General features: G+C 52.0%; 17 protein-coding genes, 1 tRNA gene and 2 rRNA genes. 10 read left to right on the top strand and 10 right to left on the bottom strand.

Annotated features, from left to right (window positions below):
• Positions 1–33: 33 nt before the first annotated feature.
• The 3 genes from ACMHXI_RS09060 to ACMHXI_RS09050 all read right to left on the bottom strand — a co-directional run bounded on the left by ACMHXI_RS09060 (position 34) and on the right by ACMHXI_RS09050 (position 2366).
• Positions 34–110: transfer RNA gene (locus ACMHXI_RS09060), tRNA-Pro, on the bottom strand.
• A gap of 158 nt (positions 111–268) precedes the next feature.
• Positions 269–2050: a DUF3413 domain-containing protein gene (locus tag ACMHXI_RS09055; protein ID WP_109248639.1), complete on the bottom strand. Its 1782-nt coding sequence runs from the start codon at positions 2048–2050 to the stop codon at positions 269–271.
• A 103-nt stretch (positions 2051–2153) separates the two neighbouring features.
• Positions 2154–2366, bottom strand: coding sequence for a YejL family protein (locus ACMHXI_RS09050; protein WP_025011457.1), 213 nt, complete (start codon positions 2364–2366; stop codon positions 2154–2156).
• 79 nt (positions 2367–2445) lie between these two features.
• Between ACMHXI_RS09050 and yejK the strand changes: the two genes are divergently transcribed.
• Positions 2446–3474, top strand: coding sequence for a nucleoid-associated protein YejK (gene yejK, locus ACMHXI_RS09045; RefSeq protein ID WP_025889702.1), 1029 nt, complete (start codon positions 2446–2448; stop codon positions 3472–3474).
• Between the two features lie 284 nt (positions 3475–3758).
• Entirely contained in the window at positions 3759–5927 is a 2169-nt protein-coding gene (locus tag ACMHXI_RS09040; protein ID WP_109248640.1) for a diguanylate cyclase, read from the top strand.
• Here ACMHXI_RS09040 and ACMHXI_RS09035 read toward each other — a convergent pair.
• Positions 5893–7353, bottom strand: a complete 1461-nt coding sequence (locus ACMHXI_RS09035; RefSeq protein ID WP_109248641.1) for an alpha/beta hydrolase — start codon at positions 7351–7353, stop codon at positions 5893–5895. The two genes, ACMHXI_RS09040 and ACMHXI_RS09035, sit on opposite strands and share 35 nt — an antisense overlap.
• A gap of 90 nt (positions 7354–7443) precedes the next feature.
• Between ACMHXI_RS09035 and ACMHXI_RS09030 the strand changes: the two genes are divergently transcribed.
• Complete coding sequence (locus ACMHXI_RS09030; protein WP_413734715.1) at positions 7444–7923, top strand: DUF6942 family protein; 480 nt, start codon at positions 7444–7446, stop codon at positions 7921–7923.
• A gap of 47 nt (positions 7924–7970) precedes the next feature.
• Here ACMHXI_RS09030 and nadE read toward each other — a convergent pair whose 3' ends face one another.
• A complete protein-coding gene (gene nadE, locus ACMHXI_RS09025; protein WP_093982763.1) occupies positions 7971–8801 on the bottom strand; it encodes an ammonia-dependent NAD(+) synthetase in 831 nt (276 codons plus the stop codon).
• A gap of 124 nt (positions 8802–8925) precedes the next feature.
• On the opposite strand from nadE, the gene ACMHXI_RS09020 reads away from it, so the two are divergent.
• From ACMHXI_RS09020 to ACMHXI_RS09000, 5 genes are all read left to right on the top strand, one after another.
• Positions 8926–9750, top strand: coding sequence for an AraC family transcriptional regulator (locus tag ACMHXI_RS09020; RefSeq protein WP_071238813.1), 825 nt, complete (start codon positions 8926–8928; stop codon positions 9748–9750).
• Positions 9751–9844: 94 nt separating this feature from the next.
• Complete coding sequence (locus ACMHXI_RS09015) at positions 9845–10597, top strand: LysE family translocator (RefSeq protein WP_025011464.1); 753 nt, start codon at positions 9845–9847, stop codon at positions 10595–10597.
• Positions 10598–10740: 143 nt separating this feature from the next.
• On the top strand, positions 10741–11076 hold the full coding sequence (locus ACMHXI_RS09010) for a hypothetical protein (RefSeq protein ID WP_208184841.1): 336 nt from the start codon (positions 10741–10743) through the stop codon (positions 11074–11076).
• Positions 11077–11297: 221 nt separating this feature from the next.
• Positions 11298–11972, top strand: a complete 675-nt coding sequence (locus ACMHXI_RS09005; RefSeq protein ID WP_025011466.1) for a response regulator — start codon at positions 11298–11300, stop codon at positions 11970–11972.
• The gene (locus ACMHXI_RS09000; protein WP_071238814.1) at positions 11963–13312 is read left to right on the top strand and encodes an ATP-binding protein; all 1350 of its coding nucleotides are present in this window, start codon (positions 11963–11965) and stop codon (positions 13310–13312) included. The genes ACMHXI_RS09005 and ACMHXI_RS09000 overlap by 10 nt, the downstream gene beginning before the upstream one ends.
• A gap of 3 nt (positions 13313–13315) precedes the next feature.
• Here the strand turns inward: ACMHXI_RS09000 and ACMHXI_RS08995 are convergent, their stop codons facing one another.
• The gene (locus ACMHXI_RS08995) at positions 13316–14014 is read right to left on the bottom strand and encodes a 2OG-Fe(II) oxygenase (RefSeq protein ID WP_025011467.1); all 699 of its coding nucleotides are present in this window, start codon (positions 14012–14014) and stop codon (positions 13316–13318) included.
• Positions 14015–14128: 114 nt separating this feature from the next.
• On the opposite strand from ACMHXI_RS08995, the gene ACMHXI_RS08990 reads away from it, so the two are divergent.
• Entirely contained in the window at positions 14129–15388 is a 1260-nt protein-coding gene (locus tag ACMHXI_RS08990; RefSeq protein WP_025011468.1) for an HD-GYP domain-containing protein, read from the top strand.
• Positions 15389–15512: 124 nt separating this feature from the next.
• Positions 15513–15824, top strand: a complete 312-nt coding sequence (locus tag ACMHXI_RS08985) for a DUF3135 domain-containing protein (protein WP_025011469.1) — start codon at positions 15513–15515, stop codon at positions 15822–15824.
• A gap of 36 nt (positions 15825–15860) precedes the next feature.
• Here ACMHXI_RS08985 and corA read toward each other — a convergent pair whose 3' ends face one another.
• From corA to ACMHXI_RS08965, 4 genes are all read right to left on the bottom strand, one after another.
• A complete protein-coding gene (gene corA, locus ACMHXI_RS08980) occupies positions 15861–16808 on the bottom strand; it encodes a magnesium/cobalt transporter CorA (protein WP_025889695.1) in 948 nt (315 codons plus the stop codon).
• 99 nt (positions 16809–16907) lie between these two features.
• A complete protein-coding gene (locus tag ACMHXI_RS08975) occupies positions 16908–17273 on the bottom strand; it encodes a hypothetical protein (RefSeq protein WP_025889694.1) in 366 nt (121 codons plus the stop codon).
• A 563-nt stretch (positions 17274–17836) separates the two neighbouring features.
• A 5S ribosomal RNA gene (gene rrf / locus ACMHXI_RS08970) occupies positions 17837–17952 on the bottom strand.
• Between the two features lie 181 nt (positions 17953–18133).
• Positions 18134–19501: ribosomal RNA gene (locus ACMHXI_RS08965) — 23S ribosomal RNA — on the bottom strand; the annotation flags it as partial.

Here is a 19501-nt window from a genome sequence, read left to right as displayed (position 1 = left end):
CAATCATAAGATTGGGCTTTTTTGTTTTGAATGTGGTCGGTATGAGAGGATTCGAACCTCCGACCCCTGACACCCCATGACAGTGCGCTACCAGGCTGCGCTACATACCGATATTTGTCTTGAGCGGCTGGCGCAGTGTGCCGTCTCAACGAGGCAGAACTTTATCAACAGTCGCGAGGCTGTGCAAGCTCCATCTGAGAATTTTTAGTTTAACTGCCTAGTTTGTGGTCTGTTTTTTCTCTATCGTACAGTCTTTAATCCGCAGCACTTAATGGTTGTACAAACGCCGCCCTTCGCGCATCACTTCGATAAGTTCCGGGGCACTCATCTTCTTGTCCAGGCGGTTCTGATAAGCCTTGTCATAGATACGATATTGACCGTGACGGTCAATCACAGTGATCTCCGACTGCTGATAGATGGCAAAAATTCTGGCATCACCGACATAGACCCAAGTGAGACTGTCCGGTTGCAGCAAATGACGACCGGCACTGTAATCTGTGGCCGGATTGCTGCACCCCAGCACCTGGCTCATCAAGGTTGGCACCAAACCATAGTGGCTGGTGCGGTATTTAGCCTGAGCGTGGCCGCCGACGGGCCAATGGATCACCAGAGGCACATTGACATTGGCCGGTGACAGGTCTCGTCTGGCTTCATCGGCATTACTGGTGAACACCTTGCCATTGACACCTGTGATAATCACCAGGGTATTTTCCGGCATAGCAGACAAGAGTTGCTCCAGCTGTTTGTCGATAAAGTTCAGCGATTGCCGATATTGATTGAACAACACCTTCTGCGCCGGCTTGAGGGCACTGTCGGGTTTTACCGTCTGCACGCCGAGGAAACCTACCGGGGTATCATAGTCTTCCGGTGATTTGAGATTCAGCAGTACAAACCAAGGAGCTTGTTGCTGGGCCCGCCACTGCTTGAAACTGTCGATATTTTGAATATCGGCCATGGCACTGTCACCCTCATCTTCGGCAATATGAGCGTCGAAGTCGCGGAAAATTGCCTGGGGCCGCGCCTCTGCATAATTGCTTCTGCTGGTAAACAGCCCCAGATTATAACCCTGCTGCTTGAGGCTCTGCCCCAGCAAGGGGCTGGTGTAATTGAGTTCCACCGCGTCCATATAACTGCCCTGCAGCCCGTAAAGCAGGGAAAACATGCCGCTGCGGTAGGTGTTGCCACCGCTGAGGTGATTCATAAACTCATGGTTTTGTTTGCTGTAGCGGCTGAAAAACGGCATGGTCTGCTCGTCGGCCATATCGGCCCTGAGGCTGTCGATGGCAATAAGCAGCACATTGGGATGTTCTTCGGCGCTGCAGGTCAGCGGCGCTCTTGGGTATTTAAAGCTGGTTTCGGTATCCACCTTCAAGCTGCTGGAGCCATCGATACCGTGATTTTCCATGAAGGTGCGCGCCGTTGCCGGATAGGATAACGGGTAGGCATCATCGAAACGGGTAATTTCAGTGACATCGGCGGCATCGGCCCAGATATGAATAAGATGGCTACTGACAAAGCAAACCCCGATAAAGGCCACCACCTTGTTGCCATAATTGCGCTTTTGAATTTTCTCAATCCGCTTCCAGATAAAGTTGGCGGCGGTCAACTCCAGAGCGAGGATCCCAAGGGGGGTGACGATATAGGAAGTGCCATGCAGCAGACTGTTGAGGTCAGCCCAGGCCAAATCGACTGCGAAGGGACTCAAATGCATACCATAGTCGTCATAGACTATGGTGTCATAAAGCATGATACACAGGCCAAGGGTGGCCACCACTGCCGCGTATCCCCGAAGGATACGCGAGTAAGGCAACAACAGAGTAACGGGAAACAGCAACACCAGATAGACAATAAACGCCAGGAAGCTGAAATGGCCTATGGTACTGACGCCAAGGTAACCCCAACCAATCCAGGTTTCCGGGTAGCCGACACTTTCCAGATATCGACTGCCGACTATCATGGCCAAAAAGCCATTGAAGAAGGCAAACCAGTGCCCCCAATTGATTAGGCGTGAAACCCTATCCTTGCCCAACTGCTTTGTTCGCTCGACCATATGGATCCGCTTTTTGTAAGTTGCCTGTGTATCTTACATTGATTGCTATTATGTGCTTTTTGACTTACAACGCCACTATTTAGCGCATTTCAGTTGTTACAAGTCAACGCAGGGATTGTGTCAATGCCTTGGCAAATTGTTCCGCCACCTGCTGACGGGCTTCCTTGGGCACCTTGGTCGATAACAGATGCGAAGCCGCATTCCCCAGCGCCATCAGGCCAAGATCGGTCGGAGCCTGGTGTTTTTCCAGCACAGCCAGCAATTCGGCGATCAGGGATTCAACTTGAGCATTGGTATATTTTGATTGGATAGCCATAAATAAAAAATGATTCACTCAGATTAGGATTAGCGGCATATAATAGCGGATTTACAACAGAGTATCACTATCGGGGCTTATGAGTATTCACGTCGAACAAGCGATTATTCACGCAATCACCCAAAACGGCGAAGGCCAGCTCAGCTGCCGTCTGCGCCCTCAACCACTGCTGAACAGCCAGGCTGTTGAGACCATGCTTGATGAGCTGCACCAAAGCTATTCCAGCAAAGCGGGAAAAGGCTTTGGTTATTTTGGCGTCCCCGGTGATGATGGCGAAGCCAACCCCGCCTTCAAGGAAGCACTCAAGTCTTATCGCGATGGGCAGCAAGGCTTTGTAGAATTCTCAGCCACTGCCGGCAAACTGCTGCAGGAAGAACTCTCCAAGTATGACTTCAGCCAGGGCGGCTTTTTGCTGCTGGCCTGCTATACCTTTATGGCCAGCGACTACCTGTTTGTGGCACTGCTGAATGCCAAGTCGTCAATGACAGTGCTGGATGATATGGAGCTGTCGCAAAACGACCATCTGGATCTGAATAATATCCAGTTGGCGGCCCGAATCGATCTCACCGAGTGGCAAGCCGACAGTGAGTCACGCAAATATATCTCCTTTATCCGCGGCAGAGCCGGTCGCAAGGTGGCCGACTTCTTCCTCGACTTTATGGGCTGCGTCGAAGGGGTTAACCCCAAGCAGCAGAGCAAGACCCTGATGCAGGCGGTGGAAGACTTTGTCGGTGGCGGTGAACTGACCAAAGAAGAGCGTCAAACCTGCCGCGACCGGGTGTTTGAATACTGCACCTCCCAGGTCGACAGCGGCAGTGAAGTCATGCTCAAGGATCTGGCCGATGAACTGGCAGAATCCGGCATGGATTCCTTCTATGACTTTGCCGTGGGCGGTGATTACGGTTTGGAAGAGGAGTTTCCGGCCGATAAATCCACCCTGAGGCAGTTGAAGAAATTCTCCGGCACCGGCGGCGGCCTGACCCTGAGCTTTGACAGCTCACATCTGGGCGAACGGGTCATCTACGACCCTATCTCGGATACCATTTTGATCAAAGGCGTGCCCGCCAACTTAAAAGATCAACTGGACCGGCGCCTCAAGGGCGAATAAGGCTGTCAAACACGTCAAGGCGCTTTCATTGTTCAAGGGCGCCTTGATGCTTTTTCCGGCTGCTATCTTCAGCTATTCATCTTTATCGGCTTGCCCTGTTTGACCACCCAACCATCCCTTTTTATGCAAAACCGCCACCACAGCTAACCTTGGCGAGTACCGATTCGAAACAGGTACTGGGTAGCGCTCAAGACAAATATTCAAAAATTATTGTTAAATAAACCATTTAGCTCTAGCATTTGTCATTAACTATTCGTTAACTCCAGACGGGAGTTGGAACCGACTTGACCCACTTGCCCTGGTATCGACAACCACTGTTGCTGAGTCTGATGGCCGGCCTGATAGGCTTTGCCTGTAACAGCTTCCCTATCCCCTTGTTTGCCAATGTGCAGTTGGTGTTGGGTAATGCCCTCTATGTGATTGTCGCCATCTTACTTGGGCCTTGGTATGCCCTGCTCGCCGCCACCATCAGCGTCACCTCGCTGATGCTGCAATGGGACAGCCCGCACGTTTATCTGCTTTTCTGCCTTGAGGCCATGGCACTGGGGGTTGCCAGGCTCAGGCGCTGGCCGGTATTTTACGCGGGTGTCGGCTTCTGGTTGTTGCTGGGCATGCCACTTATTTATGGTTATCTCCACTTTTTCAGCGACTTACCTTCTGAATACATTCCATTTGTGGTGATCAAGCAATCGGTCAATGCCATAGTCTATATCACCCTGGCCTGCTTGATTGTATTGTTAATCCCTGCATTGACACGCCTGATTGCTCGTCAGTTACCCGCCAAGCGCAGTGGCTTTGGCGAGCAACTCTTTTACAGCTTTTTACTGCTGCTTAACCTGAGCCTGATGATCTCTACCCTGGTATTCAATTATTACTGGGTCAATAAACAGCAACAGATCCTGGGTAAACACTTACATGAAACCGCCAAAAATATCGGCCTGGCGGTAGAGCATTATCTCGAGCGGCACAAGTCGGTTATAGCCACCGCCGCCGAGCTTATCAAACACAGTTCACCCACTCCCGATGAATTGCAGCGGATGCTGTCGCGGCTGCACAAACTCAATCCGGGATTTTTAACCATGCTGATTGCCGATCCCGAAGGCAGCATAGTGCAGGCAAGCCCTGTCAGCAGGCTTCAGGGCCTTGAAGGAAATCATATTCGTATAGATGACAGGGATTATTTCCAGCAGGCGTTTTTCAACGAGCGCCTCTATGTCTCACCGGTATTTCTCGGCCGGGGCTTCGGCTCAGATGCCATAGTCGCCATCAGCAGCCCGCTGTATCTCGCCACAGGCCCACAAGTTATCGGCGTATTGGAAGGTTCACTCAACCTCAATCGTTTCAGTGAACTGGATAATGACTTTCTGGAACAAACCAACCAGTTGATGTTTATTGTCGATGAGAACATGCGCCTTATCTATGCCTCCAGGGCGTTGGCCTTGCCAAAACTCGAGCGGCTCAACTATCGCCAAAGTGGCAAGCACTACAGCTCTTTATTGCCCATGCTCAATCTAAAAGCACTGGATAATGACAGCCCGGAATATGTTTACAGCCACTATCGCCTGCCAAACAACTGGCAAATTTTTGTGCTCGACCCTTACGCCCCATTGCTGCACGAAGTAGAGCGCCAGTTTATGTTCACTTTTGCTCTACTGTTGCTGTTTTTACTCTTGTCGCTGCTGGTCGCCAGGGTGGTGGGGCAACGCCTGACCATGCCGCTGGAGTTGATTTCAAAGCAGCTCAACAAGGGTAAACGTCTTACCGAGGATAAGTTACTCGATGGCCACAATGTGCCCGTGGAAGTAAGCCATCTCTACAGTGAGCTCAAGGAAAGCCAACGCCAACTGATGGCGCATCAGTTGGATCTGGAGGAAAAAGTCATCATACGAACTCTGGAGCTTGAGCAGGCCAACCGTAAACTCAAACAGTTGGCCCAGACAGATCCACTCACAGGACTTGCCAACAGACGCCATGCCGAAGCGAGTTTCGCCACATTGCAGGGTCTGTGTCAGCGCAATCACGAAGCCATAGCCGTGGTGCTGATGGATCTGGACTTTTTCAAGCGGGTCAATGATGAATATGGTCATCTGGGCGGCGATGAGACCTTGAAACAGGTTGCCGATTTACTTAAGACAAAATTCAAGCGCGACTCGGATCTTATCAGCCGTTATGGCGGTGAAGAGTTATTGTTGCTGCTGCCCATGTGCAACCCACTCAAGATAGAGCAGTTTCTGAATGAAATTCGTCAGGCCATTGCCGAGCTTGAGATCATCAACCCCGAAGATCAACGCCTAATAAGTGTCACTGCCAGTATCGGCGCCCTGATTGCCAACGCCTCCTATAGCTCATCTCTCGAGGTGTGGCTGAAAGAAGCCGATGCCAACCTGTACCAGGCCAAAAGCGAGGGGCGCAACCGGGTCATCTGTACTCTGTCGGCTCAGGATTTTGACTGAAAAAGGCTTCAATCCGCTGCATCTGATAATCGAAGAAAGGGTTCCAACGTTGGCGCAGCATATCCGCAGCCGGAATGCTGATGACACCGCGCTCCCCTCGGGACGCTGCGGCGCCAATTTGAATGCGCTCCATACTATTCGGCATCTGATTGCCATACAGGCTGTCGTTGGCAGAAAATGGCAAGGCCACATGAGACAGGGAATAGACAGACACGGGCCATTTGAAGTCAAGTTTTTCCACTCCGCTATGAGTACCAAACTCTCTGGCCTGCACCAGATGGCTAAAGCCCACCTGGTTCTCAATCAAAGTTCCCCGGAAAGTCAGGTTGGTTCGCGCCAGTATGCCGCTGATTTCCGCCAGCGGATCCACTGGTGTCATGCTGAGGTTCACTTGACTGCGGTTCATATCATAGATCACCAGTTCATTGGCTCCCTTGGGCAGTTGCAGAAACAGGTTCTCCAGCACAGCTTTCGTCGATACCGAATCATCCACCAACGACTGAAACGCCAAAATCGGCGGCAACTGGCGTTTTTTATCCTCAGGCAAAGCCAACAAACGCTGACTGTTGTACTGCGCCAGGCGATAAACCACATCACCGGCATTAACGGCAAAAGAGCTGTATTTGAAGGGGTCATACTCGGGTGAGATAGTATTCCAGCTGAGTTTCTCCAGCCCCAGAATATAGCCCAGCTGCGACTGCCACTGCGCGCCCACGGCCATGGGGGCCAAACCTATGGCCGGTGACAGCATCACCACCTTTTCATAGTCCGTGGGCCTGCCGCTGTGAAGGTTTTCCAACTCATGGTTGAGTGCCAAACTGGCACCGGTGGAATAACCTATCACGTAGAGAGGTTTGCCGTTTAGCACCTGGTTCATATGGCGACTGGCCAGCCTGACGGCAGCGGCGAGATCCTGCCATTCCAGGCGCACCAGGCCTGATGGCAGAGTGCCATGTCCCGGTAGCCTCAACGCCAACACATGAGCGCGCCCCTTGAACTGCTCGGCAAACTGATGCATGGCGTAGGGTGAATCTGACATACCATGAAGCAACAAGAGCCCGAACTGCGCGTCCGCATTGGCCCACTCAAAACTTTGATTCCAAGGCAAAGCCCAGCGCTTGGGATCCGCTATGCTGCCACTGTGATAACGATTGATGGGGGAACTGATGCCACCGGAAAGCTTGCCAAGTTCCTGATCAAGCTCGGTAAACAGCTGCTGCTCCAACTTGAGATAATCACCGAAGTCCTCGACTCCCTTGTGGCGATCAAACTCATGGCTCAGAAAATGGGTATGCCAAGGACTTAAATCGGCGCGGCCATTGAGTAGCCAGATCCCGGTTACAGTCAACGCCAGCCCTATACCGAAGCAAGCATAAAAAAGCGCGATAGAGAGCTGTTTCCCCGAACTGATAAGCAGAGTTTTCATTGACCTTTACCTTGAACTGCCCCAAAGTGGCGACGCTGGAATGGCATTACACTGAGATTCATTGGCATAAAAGTCTAACAGAGAGCAAACGTGCACGCACACTCAACGCCTTCATTTCCTTTGCGTATTGGTAACGACCTGGCCAAAGCGCGGGTTTATCTGCCCAACCCGCCAACACTGCCGCTTGACTGGCATTGGCAGCAGAGCGATGCCGCCGCGGCCTTGATAGCCGCCAACTCCAACCACTGGCGCAAAATCCTGGTGATCTGCGCCAAGATATTTGCCCCGGATGACGACTGGCGTAGTTTTCTGCAACAGGGGCTCTTTTCCCAGGTAGCGCTTGAGATAGGCGCGACCGAGCTAGTAACTGATAGCGGCATAGCTCTTATCGCCGGCAATGAAGCCGCCGGCAAACTCAATATCGCCGACGATGCCGGACAGGAGCTCACCGGTGCCCCCGGGATACAGCGGCTGGATCAGTGGCGCTGGAAAGTCCCCTACCTGGATTACCGCCAGTTTCCCAACGCCAGTATTTTGCTGCTGCGCCAAGCGCTGCACTGCAACCCATAAAGAAAACGCCGCGATTAACGCGGCGTTTTACGATTCAATTTGAGCGGTTAATCGTAAATGGTCGGGATAGGCCTGCGCTTATGCTGCGTGGCTTTGTAGATGGCTATGATCCTGCTTTCCACCTCGGCGGAAACCGGCTTGCCCTCAAGGAAGTCGTCTATCTGATCGTAACTCAGCCCAAGGGCGACTTCGTCCTCAAGCCCAGGGTTGTCACACTCAAGATCCGCCGTTGGCGCCTTGCGGACCAGGGTTTCCGAGGCGCCGAGGAAGGCGGCCAACTGCCTGACCTGACGCTTATTCAGGCCAAAAAGCGGCGCCAAGTCGCAAGCACCATCGCCCCACTTGGTATAGAAACCTGTGACATTTTCGGCGCTGTGATCTGTACCGACCACCAGGCCCCCGAGTAAGCCAGCTACCTCGTATTGGGCTGCCATCCGCATTCTGGCCTTGACATTACCCTTCACAAAATCAACCTTGTTGGCATCCGGTAGCGCCAGTTCAGCGCGGTCAAAGCCACTGAGTACATGCTGATGAATGCCGCTAACCCCGTCATGAATATTCACAGTCACCAGTTTGCTGGGGCGGATAAATGCCAGCGCCTGCTGCGCCTCATGTTCATCGCGCTGTTCAAGGTAAGGTAAACGCATGGCCACAAAAAGGTACTCAGCCTCGGCTTTGCCTTCATTTAACGAATCTACCGCCAACTGACATAAGCGCCCGGCCAGGGAAGAATCGACCCCGCCACTGATCCCCAGTACCAGAGTCTTGCAGTGAGCCTCCTGCAGTTTGGCCTTGAGAAATGCTACCCGCCTTTCCACCTCATATTCAGGTTCAATAGCACTCAGTACTTTCATTTCTCTTAAGATCTGTCCTTTCACAGTGGGCTCCAATCTGTTATCGGTATTTATAGGTCTGACTTTGATACCGGCCGTGCAATAATTTACTAGGCGGCCTGGATCACCGACCGCTAAGATAACATAAATTCTTACCCAGGATAGCAAGATGCACGAGGAGAAAATCCATTACTGGCGCGCCCCATCCCATCCCGAACTGGAGATCAGTCGGGCCAGTTTTCAACATTTTCACTTCGAGCCCCATGTTCATCTGGACTTTCATATCGGTGTGGTCAGTCACGGCGGCCAGGACTTTCATTACCGTGGCCAAACCTGGCACCTGAGACCCCATTGGCTGTCGACCCTGGATCCCGACAGCAGCCATGATGGTCAGAGCAGCGAACAACAGGGCTATTGTGCCCTGGTAATGTCCCTGCCCCATGACTGGCTGCAACAACTGGCGCGGGATCTCGGCCTGGGATATTTCAGTTTTGCCGCGCCTATGTTGCATCATCCGGCGCTGTATCGGGAATTTTGCCAGCTGCACCATTTGCTGACCCAACCCATAGCAGCCAATGACCTCCTGGTTCCCGAAGCCGCGGTTATCGCCTTTTTGGAAAAGCTGATGCGCCTGCATGGCCGCAAGCTCAATACAGAGAGACTGCCCCACGCCTTGAGCCAGAGTCAGCTCGATAGGTTAAGAGAAGCCTTTCATGCCGATCCCGGTGCGCCATTTAGGTTGCCGCAGCTTGCCAAGGAGCTGGATCTCAGCCAATACCAACTGCTTAGGCAGTTTCGCCAGAGAACCGGCATGACGCCACATGCCTATTTAAAGCGGATCCGCCTGGAATATGCCAAGAAAGCCCTGCTCAGGGGAGACAGTGTGATTTCGGTGGCGCAGCAAGTCGGCTTCTTCGATCAGAGCCATCTGAACAAAGCCTTCAAGCGTGCCTTCCTGCTTTCTCCACAGGCGTTTCAGCGGCGCATGCTGTGATCCACATGCCCCTCCCTGGTGGCTGAGCATTTTACCCCTATACCCAAACACTTTCAGCCTCGGCTTAATGAGGCACTACAGGATAGAGTTGACTATGACAGATCTGCATCTTTTGCTGACCCTGGGCACCATTCACCTGCTGGCATTGGCGAGCCCGGGGCCGGATTTTGCATTGATCCTGAAAATTGCCAGCCGAGAGCAGCGCAGCACCGCACTGGCGGCCGCCGTTGGCATCTCTCTGGCGATATTGGTGCACACTGTCCTGAGCCTCACAGGTGTCAGCCTGGCCATTCAAAGCTCGCATACCCTGTTTGTGCTGGTGCAGCTCTTTGGCGCCCTTTATCTGGGCTGGATGGGACTGGGAGCCTTTGGTGTTCAGGCCTGGCTTAAACGCGCCTTGGCGGCAAGGCCACTCGCTGAAGCTCAAACCAATGAATTGCCAACCAGCCGGGCAGCAATCAATGATACACAAGTCATGCAGTCCGAGGAGTTAAACAACAGGGTAGACAATGAGCCAGGTAAAAGTGCGAGCGATAACACCATGTCTGCCGCCGCCGGGTTGCTGCTTGGGTTATCGACCAACCTGTTCAACCCCAAGGCGTTGGTGTTCTTTTTAACGCTGTTTTCCACCCTTATCACCCCGGAGGTCAACAGCCAGACCAAGCTATTGGCCGCCATATTACTGCCGCTGCTCTCGGTTATCTGGTTTGCCATGCTGGCCATGCTGCTGTCTCACGCCCGGGTGCAGCAACGCCTGCTGCGCTTTGGCCATTACATAGACTACCTTTGCGGCGCTATCTTCCTGGCCGTCTCGGTTGCCATACTGCTGAGGTTGCTGACGGCTTGACGCAGAACAATTGAGCCGCAAACTTGGTATAAAGCCTGAAGGACTTAACCCTTGGAGCTCCGGGGGTAAACTGTGAAGCAGCAAATAGAATACATTTTAAATCCAGACTAGAATAGCCCCAACTCAATCGATTCGAGGTTTCTATGTGGTGGCGTGTTGTTTTACTCTGTCTTGCTTATTGGCTGCTGGGTGCCCATTTTCTCAGAGACTCACACACAATCGCCGCCGCTATCTGCCTGTTGGCGCCGGCCGTGCTGTTTGTAAAAAGCGCCGTTGTCGTTCGCATCCTGCAAGTCGGCCTATTGGCCGGCGCCTTGCTGGTATGGGCCAAGAGTGGCTTTGAATATGTTGCCATGCGCCAGGCCATGGATGCCCCCTGGCTCAGGCTGGCATTCATTATGGGCGGGGTCACCCTGTTTACTCTGCTGTGCGCCTGGAGTGGTAATGGGCTGGCGAGAAACCGTAGCCGCCTGCCATAACGGCAACTCACCACAACCTTTCCAATTCTTAGACCAATTACTCAACAATCCGCATCAGAGGTCAGCACAGGTTAAGTAAAAGGGCTATACACTCGAGCCAGTGTATAGCCCTGTTTAAGCCAGCCGGGTCTTTGGCCTAAGCCCTTGATTTAGCCCCTCGGCTTGAGCTGTTCCAGGGAACTGCGTACACTGTTTGGATTTCAGTTAAAGGCGTAAAGAATATGAGAATTTTGGTTGTTGAAGACGATCCCTTACTCTCCCATCACCTCAAGGTACAACTGGGAGAATTGGGAAATCAGGTCCAGGTGGCGGGAACAGCCAAAGAGGGATTTTTTCAGGCGACCAACTACCCCATTGATGTCGCCATTGTGGATTTGGGATTGCCGGATCAGGACGGCATTGCGCTTATCCAACGCCTGCGGGATGAAGATGTCAAAGCCCCTATCCTGATCCTTACTGCCCGGGTCAACTGGCAAGACAAAGTTGAGGGACTCAACGCCGGCGCCGATGACTACCTGGTCAAACCTTTTCAAAAAGAGGAACTGGTGGCCCGTCTCGATGCCTTGGTCCGCCGCAGTGCCGGTTTCGTCAAGCCGGTAATCAACAGTGGCGACCTGTCGTTGGATCTCGCTGCCAAGCAAGTCACCATGAACGGTGAGCCGATGGAAATCACCGCCTTCGAATATCAAATTCTCGAATACCTGATGCGTCACAACCATGAAGTGGTCGCCAAACAGCGCCTGCTGGACGTTATTTACGGCGACAAGGAAGGCGATCCCAACACCATTGAGGTGATGGTGAGCCGACTGCGAAAGAAGTTGACCCGTGACGGCATCGAAAATCCAATAGTGACCATCAGAGGCCAGGGGTACAAATTCAACCTGCCATGCAATTGAGAATAAAACCCAAGAAACGCCTGCTGACGCGGATGTTTCTCACTTCGCTGTCGATCATTGCCGTGGTCGGTTTTGGCTTGGCCTGGATGGTCAACATATTGCATGCGCAAAACAGCTATAACGAAGAGACCGCGCAGCTGATAGCCGAAATCCCTCAGGTGGCTGCCGAGCTCAGGGAGCACGACCTGATACCGGACACCAGCTCCTGGCTTGAGGAGAACAACAAACAGGAGCGCTATGTCATCGCCTCCTGTGATGAGAAGTTCAAGCAGGTATGGACCTCGTCGCTGGCGGTGGACAGAGGCCTGTTCGATACCTGTGAACGTTTCAATGAAATCCGCAACGAAGCGCCCCCCTACTACCTCAACATGGCCGATAATCGCGCCTATTTTGCCTATCTGCTGTCGGTCGATATCGCCGGTATTCACTACAACCTGTTGGTGCTCAAGGATGCGGCCAAACTGGAGCAGGAATACAGCCAATTTGCCAAACGCACCTATATTCGCCTGGCGCTGGTGTTGGCACTGGCACTGGTACTGCTTATCAGCGCCGCTTACTGGGGCATGCGGCCACTGGTACAGATGCGAAATGAGTTGAGATCCATCATCAACGGTAAGTCCAAGTCACTCTCGGGCGGTTATCCGGTGGAGCTTGAAGGCGTTACCCAAGCGCTCAACCAACTGCTGCAGCAATCCAGCGCCCAACAACAGCGCTATCAAAATGCCATGAATGATCTGGCCCACAGCCTCAAGACCCGTCTCGCCGCCGTGCATGCCATCACAGATGATGCCAGCCTGGACAAACAGGCCAGCAGCGAAAAAATCATGGAACAGGTGAGCCAGATGGATCAACTGGTGAAATATCAGCTCAAGCGCGCCATGCTGGGACGCAAAGGCCTCAAGCAGGAACAGACTCCGATTGCCCCTCTGGTGGAGCAACTGGCACAGATGCTGTTTAAGGTATACCGTGACAAACAGGTGAAGTTCAGCGCCAAAATAGAGGAAGAGCTGCAGTTTCCCGGCAATCAGGGCGACTTGATGGAGCTGTTCGGCAACCTGATGGAAAATGCGTTCCGCCTGTGTATCTCAACCGTTCGCGTCAGTGCCGGTTATCAAGGCAACATACTGCAGATACTGGTAGAAGATGACGGCCCAGGTGTTGATGAGAGCCTTAAACAGAAGATCATCCAGCGCGGCGTGCGCGCCGATACCCAGTCACCGGGACAGGGAATTGGTCTGGCGGTATGTAACGAAATCGTCAGCAGTTACGGCGGCACCCTCAGCATTGAGGATTCAGATCTGGAAGGTGCCCGCTTCCGCATTCAAATTCCCATGCAGTGAGTCTCAGCGCCGGGTTGGCCCATAAAGTTGCTCGGCGCGGTTAAACATGATCCAGGAGGTGGCAATATACTTGTCATCACTCTTGGGACGATTCCCCCTATGACTATGGGTAAATCCCGCCGGGGCTATCACCATGGTGCCCTTCTTTGGCGCAATTTTGCGCTGCTGATAAAAGAATTCAGTCTCCCCGCCTTCGGCCACATCATTGAGATAGAACATGTAGAGCACCACTCTGTGAAGGGCGTCGTTGTGACCGGCCTGGGGAAACTGCTCAGAATGCCAATGAGGATAACCACCGACATCGCGCTGATATCTTTGCAGATTGATGGTACCACTACGATAAAGGTATTGTACCAGCGCCTCGGCTCGGGGGGCTCCCAGACGAGCATAGTTATCCGGTGTCAGGGTTACTGCATTGCCGGACTCATCAGCCACCTGCACGGCAACGGCTCCCATCAGCGCCATGGCATACTTATCAAAGTATCGCCCGGCATGCTTTAGTGTGTGGCCCAGCAGCTCATTGCGCAGAGGCTGCAACTCGGGATACTGATCCAATGTCAGATCGCGGCTGATTTTCTTTTCCTTGTCGACACCATGGCCTGTGCGGCCCTCAGTAACACCCGGATGAGCATCAAAGGCGGCAATAAGACGATCGCATAACTCATCAGGAATGGCATTGGGATATACTTCGATAAAGTCCATAAAAATCTCAATTTGATTAATTTTTTATCCAAACATGCTTACATGTGAGCTAACTAATTGTAAAGCGTACTCTTTGCGCTAAAATGATTCGATTGCTTAAAAAAGATGATTTGAATGAACAAGAGCTGTAGAGTCAGTGTCCAACAACTGCAGGTAGGCAACTTCGTCCGCCTTCCACTGGCGTGGAAAGATCACCCTTTTCTTTTCAGTAGCTTCCGTATCAAACAGCAGGCTCAAATCGAGCTTATCCGCAAGCTGGGCATAGACAGTGTATTCGTGGTGCCGGATCGCAGTGATACCCCGCCGCTACCGGCCGATCAGCAGCCTGCCCCGGTGGAAAATCCACAGGAAGTCGACTCTCTGCAACAACAGATGGAAAGCGACAAGCAAAGGCGAATCGAGATCCTCAAGAAAATGCGCCGTGAGCTGCATAAGACAGAGGAACATTTTGACCGTTCACTGGCAAGAATGCGCAATCTGGTCAACAAACTACGCAGCCGGCCTCTGAATGCTGTTACCGAGGCGCAGGACTTGGTGCGTGACATAGCCGAGCAACTGTTATCCTCCGACAACCTTATCCTCCATTTGATGGCCGATTCGGATAAAGACGAAGGCATCTATTTTCACTCTCTCAACGTAGCCATTCTCGCCATGTTGGTAGCCAAAGAGTTGCAATGGCCCAGAGAAGATATCGAGGCCGTGGGCCTGGGTTCACTGTTCCATGACGTAGGCAAGCTCAAACTGCCAAGCCAGATACTGCGTAAGCAGGAGCCACTGAACAAACCCGAACAAAACCTGCTGAATCAGCACCCGTTGATGGGCGCAGAGTTCATCAAGCTGGCAGCCGATTTTCCGGAAAATGCCAGGGACGTTATCACCAATCACCATGAGCTGCTCGATGGCAGCGGTTTCCCAAGAGGCCTGAAAGCCGATGAACTGAGCCAGACCGCCCAGTTGGTGGCTGTGGTGAACCAATATGACTCTCTTTGTCACCCTGGAGTGCAATCCAAGGCCAAAACGCCTTATGCTGCTCTGGGCTATCTGTATAAATACTCCAAGGGGAAGCTGAATCAGGAATATGTCGGCAAGATGATCAAGATGCTCGGGGTCTATCCTCCCGGCAGCGTGGTCGAACTCTCTTCCGGTCAATATGGGCTGGTAATGTCGGTCAACCTAGATAAGCTACTGCTGCCACGAATTCTGGTATATGACGCTCTGGTGCCCAAAGATCAGGCACCGATTATCGACTTGGAAGCCGAAGGCCTTTCTATTGTGCGCTGCCTGCCACCGGCGGCCCTGCCGGAGAAAATCTTCAAGTATCTCAATCCCAGAGAACGGGTCAGCTATTACTTCGGCAGCGAAAGCAAAGGCTGAGCCCTTCGGCCTATATAACCAAAGTCATTATCGCCATCATAGTTAGACTGAACTAATCTTGTTGTTGCAACCTGGATTTGGGTAGCCTGAAACCAGGCTCACCCCTCACAGGCGGAGGCCGGCAATGACAGAACTACCGGATTTTGACACCTTGATGTGGCTGGCTCAAAACCAGCCGGAAGAATTGGACAAGCTACAGGAGCGTTTGAGTGATGAGTTGATCAATGGTTCCGACTCCAACCAGGACCAGCTCAGAACCATTAAACACCACCTGCAGCAGAGTCTGGCACGCTGCAATAACCCTTATCACAGATGCCTGGTCAGCATCCGTATTATGCGCCACAAGTTCGCCGCGTTGGCGAGCGTGTTGGAAGCCCCGGACCAGTACAGAGATCACAAGGCTCAGGTGATACCACTAAGGCGTAAGCCCCTGTAACCAAGGTGCTAAAGCCCTTAGCCAGAGTTGCCAACGTTACAGCCAGCCTTTGCGGCGGAAGAACAGGTAAGTGCCTGCCGCACTGGCCAACATCATCACCAGCGCCATAGGGTAACCGAAGTACCACTCAAGCTCAGGCATCTCTCTGAAGTTCATCCCGTAACTACTGGCAATCAGGGTTGGCGGCAGAAAGACCACGGCTGCAACCGAGAAGATTTTAATGATTTTGTTTTGCTGCAAGCCACTGAAACCCATGGCAGCATCCAATAAGAAGTTGAGTTTGTCGAAGATAAACTGACTGTGAGGCATAAGAGATTCGATGTCCGACAACATCTCGCGGATCTCCTTGAGCTCATCTTCGGCCAACTCTTTACGGTAATACTTCTGTATGTAACGCAGAGATCTTTGGGTATCGAGTAGACTCAAACGTATCTTGCCGTTGGAATCTTCCTGCAAGGTGATCAGCTTGAACACATCATCGAGTTCATTACTCTCAAACACCTGCTCACCAACGTTTTCCAGCACAGTGTAAACATCTTCAATCAAGTCAGAGAGGTACTCTACCTTAAGATTAAAGAGCTCGATAAACAGCGCTTGAGGCGTGGCCACCATGATACGTCCGAGACGCAAATAGTTACGCAGCAAACGAATAAGACCGACATCCTCTTCACGTATGGTAACCAAAAACCGGCTACGCAGGTTGAATGAGACGTTGACGCCACGAACATCCTGGCCAACCCGCTGCGGAAACAGAGAGTTGATATGCAAGCCGTCTTTGTTTTGATAGAAACGTGCCGAGGCCTCAATCTCATTGATATCTTCCTCGTCGGGTACCTCTTCCACCGAGTAACGACTCAACCAATCCCGTTCATCGTCATCCGGCTTGTAGAGATCCAACCACAGAGTTTGCTCCGGAAGACCGTCTTCTATTGTCAGCTCAATAATTTTAAGCTGCTGATCCTGATAGGTGTATGCAGTAATCATGGGTCCTCCTGAAGATAGCCGTGTCGTAGAAAGAAATGCCCGGCAAAAAAATGTGCCTAGTTTACCTGATAAGCCATTAATGGAAAGTGCTCAATGGCGTCAGGGAACACTTTTCTCGGCTATCATCAAACGCTCCTCACTGGAAAGGCGGATCCTAAGTCCATCCACGGTAACCAATTCATTAGTTGAGATATCTTTCTTGCGCACCTGATAAACTTCCCGCCGCTCCTCCTTGGGTGAAACCAAGGTCACGGAAACCACCTGATAACCATCAAACCACTGCCAGGCAAAAAAGCCGCAGGCCAGTATCAAGGTCACGCCCACGGCTCCCGGGACCAGAAAGCGTTTGAACAGGGGCAACGGCTCGGCAATCTCCTTCTGCCTCACTTCAGGGCTTGCCCTTCGCTTGAGCATGGTCCACGCCAGTACCAATACCAAGGCCGTCAGCAGAATTTTGGTCAGCAAGCTCGACTCCTCATTCTTAACCAAGAATATATGAAAGCATCAAATTGTTAATTATAAAGGAAAAGCCTGTCCATGACAGTTAGCTGTATCATAAAGCCACCAGTAACATCTTAAAGCCTTTGGATTGATAGCATATGACAACAGATTTTGATGAGTGCTTGTGACATGAAACTGCACCACGGCGAGCTGAAGTATATGACTGCCATGAAAGTCATGCTCGCTGGAAGCGAGATAAACCCTTCGCTACTTAAGCCTCGAGTGCCTTTAGATGATACCGGTCGGGTTAAATCTCTGTGCTCCAGAGACTGGATAAACCTGACCAGACAATTAATCAAATTGGTATTAGCCGTCTGGCGATAGCCAGCTTCGAGCAAGCTCTCCGCGTTCGTCTGTCGCATCAAACTGAGTTTGATAAACGCGATAACCTCACCCTACTCCACATGGGATTGTGCCTCACTACGTTCGGACTCTTTATCTTCCCCATGTGAGAGTGGACATTTCAAAATGCAATTAAAACGAAAAATCCCCAACACAAAGTGCTGGGGATTTTCATTTTATTAGGCGTCTGGCGATGACCTACTCTCACATGGGGAGACCCCACACTACCATCGGCGCGATTGCGTTTCACTTCTGAGTTCGGGATGGGATCAGGTGGGACCACAATGCTATTGTCACCAGACAGATTCTTACTGGTTAATTGTCCGTCTGACGGTATTGTTTCGGGCTTTGTCAGCCAAACAATTACCTGCGTCATTAACCTTTGTTCTTCAATTCAGAAAGCTGTGCTCTTCTTCAGAGCCTGAGTTCAAACTTCAATCAAGTATCGACTTCTTCAAGTCCGTAAAACCCATCTGGGTTGTATGGTTAAGCCTCTCGAGTCATTAGTACAGGTTAGCTCAACGCCTCGCAACGCTTACACACCCTGCCTATCAACGTCCTGGTCTCGAACGGCTCTTCAGAGGGCTCTAGGCCCTAGGGATGACTCATCTTGGGGCTCGCTTCCCGCTTAGATGCTTTCAGCGGTTATCGATTCCGAACGTAGCTACCGGGCAATGCCATTGGCATGACAACCCGAACACCAGCGGTTCGTCCACTCCGGTCCTCTCGTACTAGGAGCAGCTCCCCTCAATCATCCAACGCCCACGGCAGATAGGGACCGAACTGTCTCACGACGTTCTGAACCCAGCTCGCGTACCACTTTAAATGGCGAACAGCCATACCCTTGGGACCGACTTCAGCCCCAGGATGTGATGAGCCGACATCGAGGTGCCAAACACCGCCGTCGATATGAACTCTTGGGCGGTATCAGCCTGTTATCCCCGGAGTACCTTTTATCCGTTGAGCGATGGCCCTTCCATTCAGAACCACCGGATCACTATGACCTGCTTTCGCACCTGCTCGACGTGTCTGTCTCGCAGTTAAGCTGGCTTATGCCATTACACTAACCGTACGATGTCCGACCGTACTTAGCCAACCTTCGTGCTCCTCCGTTACTCTTTGGGAGGAGACCGCCCCAGTCAAACTACCCACCAGGCACTGTCCCTAACCCCGATTAGGGGCCCAGGTTAGAACATCAACACTACAAGGGTGGTATTTCAAGGTTGACTCCAACAAGACTGGCGTCTCATCTTCATAGTCTCCCACCTATCCTACACATGTAGGGTCAATGTTCAGTGCCAAGCTATAGTAAAGGTTCACGGGGTCTTTCCGTCTAGCCGCGGGTATACGGCATCTTCACCGCAATTTCAACTTCACTGAGTCTCGGCTGGAGACAGCGTGGCCATCATTACGCCATTCGTGCAGGTCGGAACTTACCCGACAAGGAATTTCGCTACCTTAGGACCGTTATAGTTACGGCCGCCGTTTACCGGGGCTTCGATCATGAGCTTCTCCGAAGATAACCCAATCAATTAACCTTCCGGCACCGGGCAGGCGTCACACCGTATACGTCATCTTGCGATTTTGCACAGTGCTGTGTTTTTGATAAACAGTTGCAGCCACCTGGTATCTGCGACTCCCGTCAGCTCTGAGAGCAAGTCTCGTCACCAACAGGAGCGTACCTTCTCCCGAAGTTACGGTACCATTTTGCCTAGTTCCTTCAGCCGAGTTCTCTCAAGCGCCTTGGTATTCTCTACCCGACCACCTGTGTCGGTTTGGGGTACGATTCCTGCTAACCTGAAGCTTAGAAGATTTTCCTGGAAGCATGGCATCAACCACTTCATCCCCTT

It is taken from the genome of Shewanella sp. BJSY2023SW005 (assembly GCF_047314585.1).
In the GTDB taxonomy this organism is placed as follows: Bacteria; Pseudomonadota; Gammaproteobacteria; order Enterobacterales; family Shewanellaceae; genus Shewanella; species Shewanella algae.
Note: the sequence above shows the minus strand (reverse complement) of the source record. Positions and strands in the feature narration are given on the sequence as shown.